Genomic DNA, 16,610 nt, shown 5'->3' with positions numbered 1-16,610 from the left:
TGAATTGCGCCGCAACTGTATTTAAGAACAACCAGTACAGTGCGATGCGGGCCATCTTCCCAAAGGCAACCACTGTCTTATAGGTACACGACGGATGATTTTTCTCAGTACAGATTGCCTTTTCGCCCTGAAAAATTTTCAAAAAAAGTGAAATCTGTAACTTTTTATACGACAGATGAGTCGCTACAGTCCCCCGCATGACTCGATACCTGAATCTCGCCGAATACATCAGCAGCCGCATTGAGCAGGGGTTATACGGGCCGGGGGAGCGTCTGCCTTCGGTGCGGGCCCTGAGCCTCGAGCACGGCGTCAGCCTCACCACCGTGCAACAGGCCTATCGGGTTCTGGAAAGCTCGGGACTGGCTATCCCCAAGCCCAAGTCGGGCTATTTCGTCCCGGCCGGTCGGCGCTTGCCGGAGCTGCCGAAGATGGGACGGCCGTCGTTGCGGCCTGTGGATATTTCCCAGTGGGACCTGGTGCAGGAGCTGATGCGCCAGGAGCAGAACGCCAATGCCATCCAACTGGGTTGCGGCATGCCCGACACCACGGCGCCAACCCTCAAGCCGCTGCTGACCGCCCTGGCGCGGATCAGCCGGCGCAGCGACAGCCCTAGCCTGCAATACAACCACCTGCAAGGTGTGCTGAGCCTGCGCGAGCAGATTGCCCGCCTCGGCGTCGACTCCGGTTGCCGCCTGACGCCCGCGGAAATCGTCGTCACCAGCGGCTGCCAGGAAGCCCTGTCCATCGCCATCCGCGCCCTGTGCGAACCCGGCGACATCGTGGCCATCGCCTCCCCCTGCTTCCACGGCATCATCCAGCTGCTCAAGGCCGCCGGCCTCAAGGCCCTGGAGATTCCCACCGACCCGGTCACCGGCATCAGCCTGGAGGCCATGGAAATGGCCCTGGAACAATGGCCGATCAAGGCCATCCAGCTCACGCCCAATTGCAACAACCCGCTGGGCTACATCATGCCGGACGACCGCAAGCGCGCGATGATCCGCCTGGCCCAGCGCTATGACGTGCCGATCATCGAAGACGATATCTATGGCGACCTGGCGTTCCGCTACCCGCGGCCGCGCACCCTGAAGTCATTCGATGACGACGGGCGCGTGCTGCTGTGCAGTTCGTTCTCGAAAACTCTGGCGCCAGGACTGAGGATCGGCTGGATCGCCCCGGGGCGTTACCTGCCGCAAGTGCTGCACATGAAATACGTCGGCTCCGGCACCACCGCGACCCAGCCGCAGCTGGCGGTGGCCGAATTCATTGCCAAGGGTCACTACCTGCCGCACCTGCGGCGGATGCGCAAACAGTACCAGCGCCATCGCGACCTGATGACCGAGTGGGTCAGCCGCTATCTGCCGGAAGGCACCCGGGTCAGCAAACCCCAGGGCGGGTTCACCTTGTGGGTGGAGCTGCCGGACGAGTTCGACACCTACACCCTGAACCGGCTGCTGGAAGCCGAGGACATCCAGATCGCCAACGGCAATATCTTTTCCGCGGCCGGCAAGTACCGCAATTGCCTCAGGCTGAACTTTGCCGGCGTGCCCAACCGCAAGATCGAACAGGCGATCATCAAGATCGGCCTAGCGGTCGCGCAACTGCTCCCCGCCTGACAGCCCTCGCGCCTGCCCCTCGCCGCCGTGGCGAGGGGCATCAGCGAATCAGGCCCTGGCCGCGCGCCACAGCTTGCCGCCCAGCGACACCACGACCAGTACCGCGGCACCGGCGATGATGCCGGCCACGGCATTGAGCAGCGTCGGCATGATCAGCGAAAACCCGCCAACCGCCTCGGCCGTGTGTGCGGTGACAGTCTCGATCCAGTGATGCGCCGCCGGCACGCCATGGGTCAGGATGCCGCCGCCGACCATGAACATGGCCGCGGTGCCGATCACCGAAAGGCTTTTCATCATGTAGGGCGCCGCGCGCAGGATCGCGCCACCGATGCTTTTCGCCACCTGGCCCGGCTTCTGCGTCAACCACAGGCCAAGGTCGTCGAGCTTGACGATGCCGCCCACCAGGCCATACACACCGACGGTCATGACGATGGCGATACCCGAAAGCACCACCACCTGCTGCATCAACGGCGCGTCAGCGACGGTGCCCAGGGTAATGGCGATGATCTCGGCCGAGAGAATGAAGTCGGTGCGGATCGCGCCCTTGATCTTGGTCTTCTCGAAGGCCACCAGATCGGTGGCCGGGTCCGCCACGGCCTCGATCAGTTGCTGGTGCTCGGCCTGATCCTCGGCCTTGCTGTGGAGAAACTTGTGGGCGAGCTTTTCAAAGCCCTCGAAGCACAGGTAGGCGCCGCCGAGCATCAGCAACGGCGTCACCAGCCAGGGCGCGAAGGCACTGATGGCCAGTGCCGCGGGTACCAGGATCAGCTTGTTCAGAAACGAGCCCTTGGCCACCGCCCAGACCACCGGCAATTCGCGCTCGGCGCGCACCCCGGAGACCTGCTGGGCATTGAGCGCGAGGTCGTCCCCCAGCACCCCGGCGGTCTTCTTCGCCGCCATCTTGGTCATCAGCGCCACGTCGTCGAGTACCGCGGCAATATCGTCGATCAGCACCAGCAAACTGCTTCCGGCCATGGATCAGGGTTCCTTGAGGTGATAAATGTTGCGAAGCATAACGCGCAACGAGGGCCCGCGGGGCATTCTTGAGCCTCGCGCAAGGCCGGTGCTACCATGCGCAACCGCCCGAACAGGCAAGGAATCACCTGGTTTATGAGCACCATCCGCGAGCGCAACAAAGAACTGATCCTGCGTGCCGCCAGTGAAGAGTTTGCCGACAAAGGCTTCGCTGCGACCAAAACCAGCGATATCGCGGCCAAGGCAGGATTGCCCAAACCCAACGTCTACTACTACTTCAAATCCAAGGAAAACCTCTACCGCGAGGTCCTGGAAAGCATCATCGAGCCGATCCTCCAGGCTTCGACCCCGTTCAACGCCGACGGCGTGCCCAGTGAAGTGCTGAGCGGCTACATCCGCTCGAAGATCCGCATCTCCCGCGACCTGCCCTTCGCCTCCAAGGTATTCGCCAGCGAGATCATGCACGGCGCTCCGCACCTGAGCCCGGACCAGGTCGAGCAGCTCAACGCCCAGGCCAAGCACAATATCGATTGCATCCAGACCTGGATTGATCGTGGCCAGATCGCCCCCATCGACCCGCACCATCTGATGTTCAGCATCTGGGCCGCGACCCAGACCTACGCCGACTTCGATTGGCAGATCTCGGTGGTGACCGGTAAGGCCAAGCTGGACGAGTCCGATTACGAAGCCGCCGCCCAGACCATCATCCGCCTGGTGCTCAAGGGCTGCGAAACGGACAAGTAAGCCAGCCCCTGTAGCCGCTGCCGCAGGCTGCGATAAGGCCGAAGGCCTTCAGCGATCTTCAGATCTTGCGCACACGTTGTGTGCGATCGCAGCCTGCGGCAGCGGCTACACGGCTACAGATCAGGCGCTCACGCCCGCATCCGCCTGCAAGCCCTGCGCCTCGATGGCGCTGATCGCGCATTGCTCGTCAATGTCCGAGGTGTCGCCGCTGATGCCGATCGCCCCCACCACCACCCCCTGCTGATCACGAATCAACACCCCACCCGGTGCCGGCACCACGCTGCCCTGCCCCAGGCTGTTGAGCGCGGCAATGAACGCCGGCCGCTGCTGCGCATCCAGCGCCAGCAGGCGCGAGCCCTTGCCCAGGGCGATCGCGCCCCAGGCCTTGCCGATAGCGATCTGTGGCCGCAGCAGGCTAGCCCCGTCTTCGCGCTGCAAGGTCACCAGATGCCCGCCGGCGTCGAGTACCGCGATGGTCAAGGGTGCCGCGCTGATCTCGCGGCCGAAGGCCAGGGCCTTGCCGGCCAGGCTGACTGCAACGTTCAAGGTTAAAGCGCTCATGGGTGCCGTCCTTATTTTGTTATTGGGAAAAATCTGGGTGTTCCGATAAAAAGATCGATACAACAAATAGAACACAACAAATTTTGTTTTTGTATACAATAATCTTCGTAAATCCCTGCTTCCGACGAAAAGCCGCCTGTTTACCGGCACCGGACGAACGCACCCCAGCGCTAGAGAAAATGGATTGACCTGCGACGCTCGCCGTGAATACACTCTGCGCAAAGCCACTTGTATACAATTACAAAACGTAAGAGGCACAAAACCATGAGCAAAATGAGAGCAATCGAAGCCGCCGTTCTGGTGATGCGCCGTGAAGGGGTCGATACCGCTTTTGGCATCCCGGGTGCCGCCATCAACCCGCTGTATTCCGCCCTGCAAAAGGTCGGCGGCATCGATCACGTCCTCGCTCGCCACGTCGAAGGCGCCTCGCACATGGCCGAGGGTTACACCCGCACCAAGGCCGGCAATATCGGCGTGTGCATCGGTACTTCCGGCCCTGCCGGCACCGACATGGTCACCGGCCTGTACAGCGCCTCGGCCGACTCGATCCCGATTCTCTGCATCACCGGCCAGGCCCCGCGTGCCCGCCTGCACAAGGAAGACTTCCAGGCCGTCGACATCACCAGCATCGTCAAGCCGGTGACCAAGTGGGCGACCACCGTCCTGGAACCGGGCCAGGTGCCCTACGCCTTCCAGAAAGCCTTTTATGAAATGCGCTCAGGTCGCCCCGGCCCGGTGCTGATCGACCTGCCGTTCGACGTGCAGATGGCCGAGATCGAATTCGACATCGACGCCTACCAGCCATTGCCACTGGCCTTGCCGTCGGCGACCCGGGTCCAGGTCGAAAAGGCCCTGGCCCTGCTGGATCAGGCCGAGCGTCCGTTGCTGGTCGCCGGCGGCGGCATCATCAATGCCGATGCCAGCGAACTGCTGGTGGAGTTCGCCGAGCTGACCGGCATCCCGGTCATCCCGACCCTGATGGGCTGGGGCAGCATTCCCGACGATCACCCACAGATGGTCGGCATGGTCGGCCTGCAGACCTCCCACCGCTACGGCAACGCCACCCTGCTCAAGTCGGACCTGGTCCTGGGTATCGGCAACCGCTGGGCCAACCGCCACACCGGTTCGGTGGACGTCTACACCGAGGGTCGCAAATTCATCCACGTGGACATCGAGCCGACCCAGATCGGCCGGGTGTTCACCCCGGACCTGGGTATCGTCTCCGACGCCAGTTCGGCGCTGACCGTGTTCATCGAAGTCGCTCGCGAATGGCAGGCCGCCGGCAAGCTGAAGAACCGCAATGCCTGGCTGCAGGATTGCCAGCAACGCAAGTCGAGCCTGCAACGCAAGACCCACTTCGACAACGTGCCGGTCAAGCCGCAGCGCGTGTATGAAGAGATGAACCAGGTGTTCGGCAAGGACACCTGCTACGTCAGCACCATCGGCCTGTCGCAGATTGCCGGCGCGCAGTTCCTGCACGTGTACAAGCCACGCCACTGGATCAACTGCGGCCAGGCCGGCCCGCTGGGCTGGACCATTCCGGCGGCGCTGGGGGTGGTCAAGGCCGACCCGAGCCGCAAGGTGGTGGCGCTGTCCGGCGACTACGACTTCCAGTTCATGATCGAAGAGCTGGCCGTGGGCGCGCAGTTCAAGCTGCCGTACATCCACGTGGTGGTGAACAACTCCTACCTGGGCCTGATCCGCCAGGCACAGCGCGGTTTCGACATGGACTACTGCGTGCAACTGTCCTTCGACAACCTCAACGCCCCGGAACTCAACGGCTACGGCGTGGACCACGTCGCGGTCGCCGAAGGCCTGGGCTGCAAGGCGCTGCGGGTATTCGAGCCGTCGGGCATCCAGCCGGCCCTGCGCCAGGCCCAGGAAATGCTCCAGCAGTTCAAGGTGCCGGTGATCGTCGAGATCATCCTGGAGCGTGTCACCAACATCTCCATGGGCACCGAGATCAACGCGGTCAACGAATTCGAAGACCTGGCGCTGGTCGGCAACGACGCCCCGACCGCGATTTCCCTGCTCGACTGACCCCCTATGTAGCCGCTGCCGAAGGCTGCGATCGCATCCGCAAGATGCGCAAGATCTCAGGATCGTCGAAGGCCTTCGCCTTATCGCAGCCTGCGGCAGCGGCTACAGAGCCCCCTTTTCACAGGAGACCACCATGCCGCGTTTTGCCGCCAACCTGTCCATGCTGTTCACCGAACAGGACTTCCTCGCCCGCTTCAAGGCCGCCGCCGAGGCTGGCTTCAGTGGTGTCGAATACCTGTTCCCCTACGAATTCAGCTCCGCCGAGATCAAGGCGCAACTCGACGCCCACGGCCTGACCCAAGTGCTGTTCAACCTTCCCGCGGGCGATTGGGTGAAAGGCGAGCGCGGTATCGCCTGCCTGCCGGACCGGATCGAAGAGTTCCGCGCCGGGGTCGACCTGGCCATCGCCTACGCCCAGGTGCTGGGTAATACCCAGATCAACTGCCTGGCCGGCATTCGCCCGCAAGGTTTCGACGATGCCACGGTGGAAAAGACCTTCGTCGCCAACCTCAAGTACGCCGCCGAAAAACTCCAGGCCGCGGGCATCAAGCTGGTGATGGAAGCGATCAACACCCGCGACATCCCGGGCTTCTACCTGAACAACACGGCCCAGGCCCTGTCGATTCGCGAACAGGTCGGCAGCAGCAACCTGTACCTGCAATACGACATCTACCACATGCAAATCATGGAGGGCGATCTGGCCCGCACCCTGTCCGGGCACCTGGACGCGATCAACCATGTCCAGCTGGCGGACAACCCGGGGCGTCACGAACCGGGGACCGGCGAGATCAACTACCACTTCCTGTTCGGGCACCTGGACAAGATCGGCTACCAGGGCTGGGTCGGCTGCGAATACAAGCCGCTGACCACCACCGAGGCCGGCCTGGGCTGGCTCAAGAGCCACAACGCAATCTGATCGGGCAACGCGTCATCGTTTATCGCTGTAGGAGCGAGCTTGCTCGCGAAGATCGTCAACGATGACGCAGGCATCCTGAATGAACACGGCGCCCTAGCCGTTTTTCGCGAGCAAGCTCGCTCCTACAGAGGGCGTGCTACCTAACAAAAAGAGGATTTTCTCATGGCTAAAATCGGATTCATCGGCACCGGCATCATGGGCCACCCAATGGCCTCCAACCTGCAGAAAGCCGGCCACAGTCTGTTCCTGTCTCAGCACCACGACGCGGCCCCGGCCGACCTGGTCGCCGCCGGCGCGGTCGCCCTGGCCAGCCCCAGGGAGGTAGCCCAGGAAGCCGAATTCATCATCGTCATGGTCCCGGATACCCCGCAGGTCGACGACGTGCTGTTCCGCGCCGACGGCGTAGCGGCGGGCGTCGGCCCGGGCAAGGTGGTGATCGACATGAGTTCGATCTCGCCGACCGCGACCAAGGCCTTCGCCGCCAGGATCAACGAGAAAGGCGCGCAATACCTGGACGCCCCGGTGTCCGGCGGTGAAGTCGGCGCCAAGGCGGCGACCCTGAGCATCATGGTCGGCGGCGACAGCCAGGCCTTCGAGCGCGCCCTGCCGCTGTTCCAGGCCATGGGCAAGAACATCACCCTGGTCGGCGGCAACGGCGACGGCCAGACCGCCAAGGTGGCGAACCAGATCATCGTCGCCCTAAATATCCAGGCGGTGGCCGAGGCCCTGCTGTTCGCCGCGAAAAACGGCGCCGATCCGGCCAAGGTGCGCGAGGCGCTGATGGGCGGCTTCGCTTCCTCGAAGATCCTCGAGGTGCACGGCGAGCGCATGATCAAGGGCACCTTCGACCCGGGCTTCCGTATCAGCCTGCACCAGAAGGACCTGAACCTGGCCCTGCAAGGCGCCAAGGAGCTGAACATCAACCTGCCCAACACCGCCAACGCCCAGCAAGTGTTCAGCACCTGCGCGGCCATCGGCGGCAGCAACTGGGACCACTCGGCGCTGATCAAGGGCCTGGAACACATGGCCAACTTCTCGATCCGCGACCAGTAAGAGAACGCCAGGAAATCCCCTGTAGCCGCTGCCGAAGGCTGCGCTCGCCTGCGCAGCAGGCGTGCACTTGCACATCGCAGGAAGGTTCTTCGAACCTTATCGCAGCCTGCGGCAGCGGCTACAGGTTGCGTTACAGCCACACCTCGAATAACAAGAAATCCGGGAGCCCGCCATGTCGGTCGATCCGCAACAATTCCTCCGTGAGCTGTTCGCCACAGCCATCGACGCCGCCCACCCGCAGCACGTCCTCGCAGCCCATTTGCCCAGCGACCGCAGCGGCCGGGTGATCGTCATCGGTGCCGGCAAGGCCGCCGCAGCCATGGCCCAGGTGGTCGAACGCTGCTGGTTGGGTGAAGTCAGCGGGCTGGTCGTCACCCGCTACGGCCACGGCGCCCCCTGCGAAAAAATCGAAGTGGTCGAAGCCGCCCATCCGGTACCCGATGCCGCCGGCCTGGCCGTGGCCAAGCGCGTGCTGGAGCTGGTCAGCGACCTGTCGGAACAGGACCGGGTGATCTTCCTCCTGTCCGGCGGCGGTTCCGCGCTGCTGGCCCTGCCTGCCGCGGGCATCAGCCTGGCGGACAAGCAGTCGATCAACAAGGCCCTGCTCAAGTCCGGCGCCACCATCGGCGAGATGAACTGCGTGCGCAAACACCTCTCGGCGATCAAGGGCGGCCGCCTGGCCAAGGCCTGCTGGCCGGCCACCGTCTACACCTACGCGATTTCCGATGTACCGGGCGACCTGGCCACGGTCATCGCTTCCGGCCCCACCGTAGCCGACCCCAGCACCTCGGCCGAGGCCCTGGCGATCCTCAAGCGCTATGCCATCGAAGTACCGGCGGCGGTGCGCACCTGGCTGCAAAGCCCGGAGTCGGAAACCGTCAAGCCCGGCGACCCGAACCTGGCCCGCAGTCACTTCCAGCTGATCGCCCGGCCGCAGCAGTCGCTGGAGGCCGCCGCGGTGAAAGCCCGCCAGGCCGGTTTCAGCCCGCTGATCCTCGGCGACCTGGAAGGCGAGGCCCGCGAGGTGGCCAAGGTCCACGCCGGCATCGCCCGCCAGGTGGTGCTGCATGGCCAGCCGCTGGCGGCGCCTTGCGTGATCCTCTCCGGCGGTGAAACCACGGTCACCGTGCGCGGCAATGGCCGCGGCGGGCGCAATGCCGAGTTCCTCCTGAGCCTCACCGACAGCCTCAAGGGCCTGCCCGGCGTCTACGCCCTGGCCGGCGACACCGACGGCATCGACGGCTCCGAAGACAACGCCGGCGCCATCATGGCCCCGGACAGCCATGCCCGCGCCGCCGCCCTGGGCCTGAGTGCCAGCGACGAGCTGGACAACAACAACGGCTATGGCTACTTCGCGGCCCTGGACGGGTTGATCGTCACCGAACCAACCCGCACCAACGTCAACGACTTCCGCGCCATCCTGATCCTCGAGAGCCCCCAACATGACGCCTGACAAAAAGGTCAAAATCCTCGCCACCCTCGGCCCGGCCATCGACGGCATCGACGATATCCGCGAGCTGGTGCAGGCCGGGGTGAATATCTTTCGCCTCAATTTCAGCCACGGTGACCACGCCGATCACGCCCAGCGTTACCAGTGGATCCGCGAAGTCGAAAAGCAGCTGAACTACCCGCTGGGCATCCTCATGGACCTGCAAGGCCCGAAACTGCGGGTCGGCACGTTCGCCGAAGGCAAGGTCCAGCTGCACCGTGGCCAGGCCCTGCGCCTGGACCTGGACAGCACCCCGGGCGACCAGCGCCGGGTCAACCTGCCCCACCCGGAAATCCTCAAAGCCCTGGAGCCGGGCATGGACCTGCTGCTGGACGATGGCAAGCTGCGCCTGCGGGTCATCGCCAAACACGCCGACGCCATCGACACCACGGTGCTCAACGGCGGCGAGCTGTCGGACCGCAAAGGCGTCAACGTCCCGCAGGCGGTGCTCGACCTCAGCCCGCTGACCGCCAAGGATCGCCGCGACCTGGAGTTCGGCCTGGAGCTGGGGGTGGACTGGGTCGCCCTGTCGTTCGTGCAGCGCCCCGAGGACATTCGCGAAGCCCGCGCGCTGATCGGCGACAAGGCGTTCCTGATGGCCAAGATCGAGAAACCCTCGGCGGTCACCCAACTGCGCGAGATCGCCGAACTGAGCGACGCGATCATGGTGGCCCGTGGCGACCTGGGCGTCGAAGTGCCGGCCGAAAGCGTGCCGCAGATCCAGAAGAACATCATCGGCACCTGCCGCCAGCTGGGTAAACCGGTGGTGGTGGCCACGCAGATGCTCGAATCCATGCGCTTCTCCCCTGCCCCGACCCGGGCCGAGGTCACGGACGTGGCCAACGCGGTGGCCGAAGGCGCCGACGCGGTGATGCTCTCGGCGGAAACCGCCTCCGGCGAATACCCGCTGGAAGCGGTGCAGATGATGAGCAAGATCATCCGCCAGGTGGAAAGCGGCCCCGACTACCAGGCCCAGCTCGACGTCAGCCGACCCCAGGCCGAAGCCACGGTGTCCGATGCCATCAGCTGCGCGATCCGCCGTATCAGCAGCATCCTGCCGGTGGCGGTGCTGGTGAACTACAGCGAGTCCGGCAGCTCCAGCCTGCGCGCGGCCCGGGAGCGGCCGGCGGTGCCGATCCTCAACCTGACGCCGAACCTGTCCACCGCGCGCCGCCTGACAGTGGCCTGGGGCGTGCACTCGGTGGTCAACGACCGCCTGCGCCAGGTCGACGAGGTCTGCTCCACCGCCCTGGAGATCGCCCAGGCGCAAGGCATGGCCAAACGTGGCGACACGCTATTGATCACCGCCGGCGTGCCGTTCGGCCAGCCGGGCTCGACCAACTCGCTGCGCATCGAAACCCTGATCTGAGCCTGTAGCCGCTGCCGACCCTGCGAGGCTGCGCTCGAAAACGCAGTCTTCGCCAGGCCCGAGCACTGGACTTGCCTGTGGAACACGGCATTGCCTGATTGATGGCCGCTACGCGCCCGATCGCAGCCTCGCTGTGCTCGGCAGCGGCTACAAGAGCCCATCTTCATGCCTTCAGAACACTTCAACGCGCACTGCCCCGACTGGGCCACCGCCCTGCTCAACGGCTTCAGCCAGATCTTCCTCCAGCGCCATCCGCTGTGCGGCCTGCTGTGCATGCTGGCCATCCTCCTGAGCGCTCCCGCGGTGCTCGGTGGCGCGCTGCTGGGCGGCGTGGCCGGGCTGCTCACCGCGCAGCGCCGGGGCTATGCCAAGGCCGACCGGCAAGCCGGGCTGTTCAGCTACAACGGGGTCTTGCTCGGCCTGCTCCTGAGCCTGCGCTTCGACTGGTCGGTGCTGCTGCCACCGCTGATCATCGCCTGCGGCGGCCTCAGTGCGATCCTCACCCGGCAATGGCTCAAACGCGCCCGCGACCCATACTGCCTGCCGGCCTACACCGCGCCCTTCGTCGGCCTCGGCTGGTTGCTGCTGGGCCTGGCCGCGCCACTGCCTGCGGGTGCCGCCGCGCCCTGGGTCGAGCCCGATGCGCTGGCGCTGCTGCAGGCACTGATCCAGGGGCTCGGCCAGGTGATGTTCCTCGAGCATCCGCTGGCCGGGGTATTGATCGCCCTGGGGTTGCTGCTGGCTGATCGCCGGGCGGCCGCCTGGGCGCTGTTCGGTTCGGCGGCGGGCCTGGGCTTCGCCCTGCTGCAACAGGACCATGCCGATGCCCTGTCGGGCCTTGGCGGCTACAACTGTGCCCTGGTCGCCCTGGCCCTGAGCCAGGACCGCCGCCGATCCTGGTTGGCCCTGCCGGGCATGCTCCTGGCGTTGCTGCTCGCCCCAGGCTTCGCCGCGCTGGGCCTGCCCGTTCTCACCGCGCCCTTTATCCTCGCCTGCTGGCTGGTCCGCGCCGCGCTGCGGGTGCTGCGCCAGGCCGCCATGGACAGCACGCCTTGCGCTACCGGGGCCAATCCCCCTAGGCTTCGCTGACCTTCGATTCAGGCGAACAACATGGACAGCAACACGGACAACAACCGGCATTGGCGCGAGCGTCTCTACGTCATGATTTTCCAGACCGACACCGTGGCCGGTCGACGCTTCGACAGCACCCTGTTGCTGATCATCCTCGCCAGCCTGGTGATCGTGATCCTCGACAGCATCGACGAGGTGCATCAGAACTACGCCAATGTGCTGGCCTATATCGAATGGGGTTTTACCCTGATCTTCGCCATCGAATACGGCCTGCGCCTGTATTGCTCGCCCAAGCCGTTGCGCTACGCCTTCAGTTTCTACGGGCTGGTGGACCTGCTGGCCATCGTGCCGGGGATCCTCGCCCTGTATTACAGCGACGCCCAGTACCTGCTGATCATCCGGGTGATCCGCATGCTGCGCATCTTCCGCGTGCTCAAGCTCAGCCCGTATCTCAAGCAGGCCAACTACCTGATGTCGGCGCTGCGCGGCAGCAAGCAGAAAATCATCGTGTTCCTGCTCAGCGTATCGACCCTGGTCACGGTGTTCGGCACCCTGATGTATGTGGTCGAGGGGCCCGAGCATGGGTTCACCAGTATTCCCAAGGGCATCTACTGGGCCATCGTCACCCTGACCACCGTGGGTTTTGGCGACATCGTGCCGAAGACGCCGCTGGGCCAGGTGATTTCATCGATGGTGATGATTACCGGTTACTCGATCATCGCCGTGCCCACCGGGATCTTCACCGCGGAACTGGCCAATGCCATGCGCGGCGAACAGCTCAAGCACGACTGCCCGGTGTGCAGGAAGCACGACCATGAGCACGGCGCCGCGTTCTGCTCGCGATGTGGCAATGCGCTGTTCCCGAAAGTGGTTCAGGAAAACTGAATAAGCAAAGCACTTTTTAATCTTTAAAGAGATATACCGCCCCGGCTATAGTCGGCGGCAAAATGCCTTCACTCTCGAATTCACTCTCAACAAAAAGGAATGTGCAGTGAAAAAACTCGTTAGCGCCTCTCTCCTGGCCGCCGGCCTGGCACTGGGCAGCGTCGCCCAGGCCGCCCCGACCCTGCTCAACGTTTCCTATGACGTGATGCGAGACTTCTACAAGGACTACAACACCGCCTTCCAGAAGCACTGGCAGGCCGAGCACAACGAGAACATCACCCTGCAGATGTCCTTCGGCGGCTCCAGCAAACAGGCGCGCTCGGTGATCGACGGCCTGCCGGCCGACGTCATCACCATGAACATGGCCACCGACATCAACGCCCTGGCGGACAACGGCAAGCTGGTGCCGGACAACTGGGTGACCCGCCTGCCGAACAACAGCGCTCCCTTCACCTCGGCCACCGTGTTCATCGTGCGCAAGGGCAACCCCAAGGCCCTGAAAGACTGGCCGGACCTGCTCAAGGATGGCGTACAGGTGATAGTGCCGAACCCGAAGACCTCGGGTAACGGCCGCTACACCTACCTGTCGGCCTGGGGTTATGTGCTGAAGAACGGCGGCGACGAGAACAAGGCCAAGGACTTCGTCGGCAAGCTGTTCAAGCAGGCACCGGTGCTCGACACCGGCGGTCGCGCCGCCACCACCACCTTCATGACCAACCAGATCGGCGACGTGCTGGTGACCTTCGAGAACGAAGCGGAAATGATCGCCCGCGAATTCGGCCGCGATCAGTTCGAAGTCATCTACCCGAGCGTCTCCGCCGAAGCCGAGCCGCCGGTGTCGGTGGTGGACAAGGTGGTCGACAAGAAAGGCTCGCGCGCCGCGGCCGAGGAATACCTGAAGTACCTGTGGTCGCCGGAAGGCCAGGAAATCGCCGCCAACAACTACCTGCGCCCACGGGACCCGAAAGTCCTGGCCAAGTACACCGACCGTTTCCCGAAAGTCGACTTCCTGTCGGTGGAAAAAACCTTCGGCGACTGGCGTACCGTGCAGAAGACCCACTTCAACGATGGCGGGGTCTTCGACCAGATCTACGGCGGTAAGTAACAACACCTGTAGCCGCTGCCGCAGGCTGCGATAAGGCCGAAGGCCTTCAGCGATCGTCAGATCTTGCGCACACGCTGTGTGCGATCGCAGCCTTCGGCAGCGGCTACAGTATTTTGCGGGGCAGGAATCTAAAGCCCGGCGGCAACCTCGAACAGCACCGCCTTCCCCGCCTGATGCAGCTCAGGCAACATCGCCTCGGCCTCGATCTCGATCAGCCACTCGGGCAAGGACAGGCCGCTGACGATGATCCACGAGGACGCCGGCGGCTGCTGGGGGAAACGCTGCAACAGCACCTGGCTGATCTGTTCCTGCTGGTCGCGGGCTGCTTCGGCGATGTAGATCCGCAGCATGACCACGTGGCTCAGGTCGCCGCCCGCCGCCGCCAGGACCCGGGCGATATTGTCGAAGCTCTGCTCGGTCTGCTCGCGCAGCCCCGGGCCGACGCAGACCTCGCGCTCATCGACACCCACCTGGCCGGACAGCAGCAGGCGCCGCCCACCGCGCACCTCCACGGCCTGGCTGAAACCGTACTGCAGGGAATTGAAGACACTGGGCGGATTGAAGACTGATGCGTGCATGGGACCTCCGCTGCGATAGACGACCGCAAACCCTAAACCAAGCCCCTGCACAAGGCCATCCGAAACCAGGTCGTTGAAACACCTGGCAACGTAACCGCCAGCCAGCTACATCGGCGGCGTCACCCCATCCTTGCCGGCGGAGATCGATTGCGCGGTGAGCGTGCCGTCCGCGCTCTGCGAGACGAACATCACCACCTTGACCCCGGCCTTGAGCAGGCTGCGGTCGCCCGGCACCAGGTTGACGATGGGCACGTCGTCCGGCACCAGGATTGTCTGCTGGCCGCCCTTGTAGTTGACGGTCAGGGTCCGGCCGTTGCTCACCACCAGGTCGCCGACGCGGCCATTGGTCATGCTGCTGCCCTTGACCAGATCGAAAGGCCGATGGCCGTCGCCGGTGCCGGCCATCTGCGGTGGAAACACATGGACCTCCAGCGCCTTGAGGCTGCCATCGGCCTGCGGCACGGCGGCCGAACCTATGTAGCTGCCGGGCTTGATGTCCTCGATATTGGCCAGGGTCACGGCGCGGACCTGGGTCTGTGGCGTGAGGTTGATGGTGACGTTCTCGCCGCTGTTGACGTGCACCCGCACCGCGTCGCCGGCGATGCTGGTGATTTCCCCGCGCACGCCGATGCGCATGCCCGGCGCGTCCTGGGCCTGGGCCGGGCCGGCCAGCAGCAGTGCACCGAGGGTGATCGCTTGGGCGCCGCCGAGCAGGCGGCGAAGACACAGATTCATGGGACGGGCTTCCTGTGATGAAAGGTGGCACAGAGGTCTAAACGAAAGCACTCCAGTGTCCGCGGAACAATGAGCGAGCTATGGAACTGAATGTAAGTAAATGTATCATCGCAACGCGATCCCGGTCGTCGTCTGCCGCTCTCGGCCGGCCCCGCCAGGCATTTATTCCTCCCGGGCATGAATGCTATCGCTCGTCAGCTTCTACCGCGTCACGGGCCAGCCCCTTAGCCTCGCCCGCATCCTTTTCGCTGCAACGAGAATCGCCATGACTTCCACGACCCAGGGGCTGCCCGCCGCCACCACGACCATGACCCGCGGCATGGTGCTGCTGTTCGCCTTCTGCTGCGGCGCCATAGTCGCCAACATCTACTATGCCCAGCCAATCATCGAGCTGATCGCCCCGGACATCGGCCTGAGCAGCACCATGGCCAGCCTGATCGTATCCCTGACCCAGATCGGCTACGCCCTGGGCCTGTTCTTCCTGGTGCCCCTGGGCGACCTGCTGGAAAACCGCCGGCTGATGATCCTCACCAGCCTGGTGGCCATCGCCAGCCTGCTGGGCGCCGGGTTCACCGAGCAGCCCAACGCCTTTCTGCTGGTCTCGCTGCTGATCGGCTTCAGCTCGGTGTCGGTACAGATCCTGATTCCCCTGGCCGCCCACCTGACACCGGAAGAGTCCCGCGGCCGGGTGGTCGGCGGCATCATGGGCGGCCTGCTGCTGGGCATCCTGCTGGCGCGCCCGGTGTCCAGCGTGGTGGCCGACCTGTTCGGCTGGCGCGCGATGTTTATCGCCGCCGCCGTGCTGATGGCCGCCATCAGCCTGGTCCTGCTGCTGACCGTGCCCAAGCGCCAGCCCGCTCACAGCGCCACCTACGGCCAACTGCTGCGCTCGCTGGGCACCCTGCTGCGCCAGCAACCGGTGCTGCGCCAGCGAGCGTTTTACCAGGCCTGTATGTTCGCCACCTTCAGCCTGTTCTGGACCGCGGTGCCGCTGGAGCTGGCGCGCAATCACGGCCTGTCGCAAAGCCAGATCGCCCTGTTCGCCCTGGTCGGAGCCATCGGCGCCATCGCCGCGCCCATCAGCGGACGCCTGGCGGATGCCGGCCACACCCGCGTCGCCTCGTTGCTGGCCATGCTGTTCGCCGCCTTGAGCTTCCTGCCGGCCTTTGTCCACCCGGCCTACAGCGTCATCGGCCTGGCAGTGACCGGCGTGGTCCTGGATTTCTGCGTGCAGATGAACATGGTCCTCGGCCAGCGCGCGGTCTACGCCCTCGATGCCCATAGCCGCGGCCGCCTGAACGCGCTGTACATGACCAGCATTTTCATTGGAGGCGCGGTCGGCTCGTCGATTGCCAGCGCGGTCTACGAACACGCTGGCTGGCTGGGCATAGTCGGCGTCGGCAGCGCCTTGCCGCTGTTGGCCCTGCTGCGTTTCCTGGGCACCTCGCAGAAGGCGCTGCCTGTTACGGCCTGAGC

General features: G+C 64.5%; 15 protein-coding genes. 11 read left to right on the top strand and 4 right to left on the bottom strand.

Going from position 1 to position 16,610, the window contains the following annotated elements; translation table 11 throughout:
- The first annotated feature begins 197 nt into the window (after window positions 1-197).
- Window positions 198-1,613, top strand: coding sequence for an aminotransferase-like domain-containing protein (locus BMY68_RS00920; protein ID WP_009042778.1), 1,416 nt, complete (start codon window positions 198-200; stop codon window positions 1,611-1,613).
- A 48-nt stretch (window positions 1,614-1,661) separates the two neighbouring features.
- Here BMY68_RS00920 and BMY68_RS00915 read toward each other — a convergent pair whose 3' ends face one another.
- On the bottom strand, window positions 1,662-2,588 hold the full coding sequence (locus BMY68_RS00915; protein ID WP_009042777.1) for a DUF808 domain-containing protein: 927 nt from the start codon (window positions 2,586-2,588) through the stop codon (window positions 1,662-1,664).
- Window positions 2,589-2,723: 135 nt separating this feature from the next.
- On the opposite strand from BMY68_RS00915, the gene BMY68_RS00910 reads away from it, so the two are divergent.
- Window positions 2,724-3,332: a TetR/AcrR family transcriptional regulator gene (locus BMY68_RS00910; RefSeq protein ID WP_007931453.1), complete on the top strand. Its 609-nt coding sequence runs from the start codon at window positions 2,724-2,726 to the stop codon at window positions 3,330-3,332.
- Window positions 3,333-3,452: 120 nt separating this feature from the next.
- Here the strand turns inward: BMY68_RS00910 and BMY68_RS00905 are convergent, their stop codons facing one another.
- A complete protein-coding gene (locus tag BMY68_RS00905) occupies window positions 3,453-3,893 on the bottom strand; it encodes a GlcG/HbpS family heme-binding protein (RefSeq protein ID WP_085530184.1) in 441 nt (146 codons plus the stop codon).
- A 264-nt stretch (window positions 3,894-4,157) separates the two neighbouring features.
- Here BMY68_RS00905 and gcl point away from each other — a divergent pair, with 264 nt between their 5' ends.
- The 8 genes from gcl (at window position 4,158) to BMY68_RS00865 (ending at window position 13,821) form a co-directional block, all read left to right on the top strand.
- On the top strand, window positions 4,158-5,933 hold the full coding sequence (gene gcl / locus BMY68_RS00900; protein WP_085530183.1) for a glyoxylate carboligase: 1,776 nt from the start codon (window positions 4,158-4,160) through the stop codon (window positions 5,931-5,933).
- A 133-nt stretch (window positions 5,934-6,066) separates the two neighbouring features.
- On the top strand, window positions 6,067-6,849 hold the full coding sequence (gene hyi / locus BMY68_RS00895; RefSeq protein WP_085530182.1) for a hydroxypyruvate isomerase: 783 nt from the start codon (window positions 6,067-6,069) through the stop codon (window positions 6,847-6,849).
- A gap of 162 nt (window positions 6,850-7,011) precedes the next feature.
- Complete coding sequence (locus BMY68_RS00890) at window positions 7,012-7,902, top strand: 2-hydroxy-3-oxopropionate reductase (RefSeq protein ID WP_007922096.1); 891 nt, start codon at window positions 7,012-7,014, stop codon at window positions 7,900-7,902.
- Between the two features lie 172 nt (window positions 7,903-8,074).
- The gene (locus tag BMY68_RS00885) at window positions 8,075-9,355 is read left to right on the top strand and encodes a glycerate kinase type-2 family protein (protein WP_085530181.1); all 1,281 of its coding nucleotides are present in this window, start codon (window positions 8,075-8,077) and stop codon (window positions 9,353-9,355) included.
- Window positions 9,345-10,760 (top strand): pyruvate kinase, encoded by a 1,416-nt coding sequence (gene pyk / locus BMY68_RS00880; protein WP_085530180.1) that lies wholly within the window; start codon window positions 9,345-9,347, stop codon window positions 10,758-10,760. The genes BMY68_RS00885 and pyk overlap by 11 nt, the downstream gene beginning before the upstream one ends.
- Window positions 10,761-10,925: 165 nt before the next feature.
- On the top strand, window positions 10,926-11,849 hold the full coding sequence (locus BMY68_RS00875; RefSeq protein WP_085530179.1) for an urea transporter: 924 nt from the start codon (window positions 10,926-10,928) through the stop codon (window positions 11,847-11,849).
- Between the two features lie 21 nt (window positions 11,850-11,870).
- Window positions 11,871-12,716, top strand: coding sequence for an ion transporter (locus BMY68_RS00870; protein WP_085530178.1), 846 nt, complete (start codon window positions 11,871-11,873; stop codon window positions 12,714-12,716).
- Window positions 12,717-12,822: 106 nt separating this feature from the next.
- Window positions 12,823-13,821 carry a sulfate ABC transporter substrate-binding protein gene (locus tag BMY68_RS00865; RefSeq protein ID WP_085530177.1) on the top strand — a complete coding sequence of 333 codons (999 nt, stop codon included), beginning with the start codon at window positions 12,823-12,825 and terminating at the stop codon, window positions 13,819-13,821.
- A gap of 128 nt (window positions 13,822-13,949) precedes the next feature.
- On the opposite strand, the gene BMY68_RS00860 is transcribed toward BMY68_RS00865, so the two are convergent.
- Together BMY68_RS00860 and BMY68_RS00855 are read right to left on the bottom strand one after the other, a co-directional pair.
- Window positions 13,950-14,399: a RidA family protein gene (locus tag BMY68_RS00860; RefSeq protein ID WP_085530176.1), complete on the bottom strand. Its 450-nt coding sequence runs from the start codon at window positions 14,397-14,399 to the stop codon at window positions 13,950-13,952.
- 105 nt (window positions 14,400-14,504) lie between these two features.
- A complete protein-coding gene (locus BMY68_RS00855) occupies window positions 14,505-15,134 on the bottom strand; it encodes a DUF5666 domain-containing protein (RefSeq protein WP_023968338.1) in 630 nt (209 codons plus the stop codon).
- Window positions 15,135-15,399: 265 nt separating this feature from the next.
- On the opposite strand from BMY68_RS00855, the gene BMY68_RS00850 reads away from it, so the two are divergent.
- Window positions 15,400-16,608: an MFS transporter gene (locus tag BMY68_RS00850; protein ID WP_053260140.1), complete on the top strand. Its 1,209-nt coding sequence runs from the start codon at window positions 15,400-15,402 to the stop codon at window positions 16,606-16,608.
- The last annotated feature ends 2 nt before the right edge of the window (window positions 16,609-16,610 follow it).

The organism is Pseudomonas sp. NFACC41-3, assembly GCF_900109505.1.
Classification (GTDB): Bacteria; Pseudomonadota; Gammaproteobacteria; order Pseudomonadales; family Pseudomonadaceae; genus Aquipseudomonas; species Aquipseudomonas chlororaphis.
Note: the sequence above shows the minus strand (reverse complement) of the source record. Positions and strands in the feature narration are given on the sequence as shown.

Excerpts from the sequence above, each read along its gene's own strand:
- BMY68_RS00850 (WP_053260140.1), top strand. The coding sequence starts at position 15,400 with ATGACTTCCACGACCCAGGGGCTGCCCGCCGCCACCACGACCATGACC.
- BMY68_RS00885 (WP_085530181.1), top strand. The coding sequence starts at position 8,075 with ATGTCGGTCGATCCGCAACAATTCCTCCGTGAGCTGTTCGCCACAGCC.
- BMY68_RS00875 (WP_085530179.1), top strand. The coding sequence starts at position 10,926 with ATGCCTTCAGAACACTTCAACGCGCACTGCCCCGACTGGGCCACCGCC.
- BMY68_RS00870 (WP_085530178.1), top strand. The coding sequence starts at position 11,871 with ATGGACAGCAACACGGACAACAACCGGCATTGGCGCGAGCGTCTCTAC.
- BMY68_RS00910 (WP_007931453.1), top strand. The coding sequence starts at position 2,724 with ATGAGCACCATCCGCGAGCGCAACAAAGAACTGATCCTGCGTGCCGCC.
- BMY68_RS00860 (WP_085530176.1), bottom strand. The coding sequence starts at position 14,399 with ATGCACGCATCAGTCTTCAATCCGCCCAGTGTCTTCAATTCCCTGCAG.
- hyi (WP_085530182.1), top strand. The coding sequence starts at position 6,067 with ATGCCGCGTTTTGCCGCCAACCTGTCCATGCTGTTCACCGAACAGGAC.
- BMY68_RS00920 (WP_009042778.1), top strand. The coding sequence starts at position 198 with ATGACTCGATACCTGAATCTCGCCGAATACATCAGCAGCCGCATTGAG.
- BMY68_RS00915 (WP_009042777.1), bottom strand. The coding sequence starts at position 2,588 with ATGGCCGGAAGCAGTTTGCTGGTGCTGATCGACGATATTGCCGCGGTA.
- BMY68_RS00855 (WP_023968338.1), bottom strand. The coding sequence starts at position 15,134 with ATGAATCTGTGTCTTCGCCGCCTGCTCGGCGGCGCCCAAGCGATCACC.
- BMY68_RS00905 (WP_085530184.1), bottom strand. The coding sequence starts at position 3,893 with ATGAGCGCTTTAACCTTGAACGTTGCAGTCAGCCTGGCCGGCAAGGCC.
- pyk (WP_085530180.1), top strand. The coding sequence starts at position 9,345 with ATGACGCCTGACAAAAAGGTCAAAATCCTCGCCACCCTCGGCCCGGCC.
- gcl (WP_085530183.1), top strand. The coding sequence starts at position 4,158 with ATGAGCAAAATGAGAGCAATCGAAGCCGCCGTTCTGGTGATGCGCCGT.
- BMY68_RS00890 (WP_007922096.1), top strand. The coding sequence starts at position 7,012 with ATGGCTAAAATCGGATTCATCGGCACCGGCATCATGGGCCACCCAATG.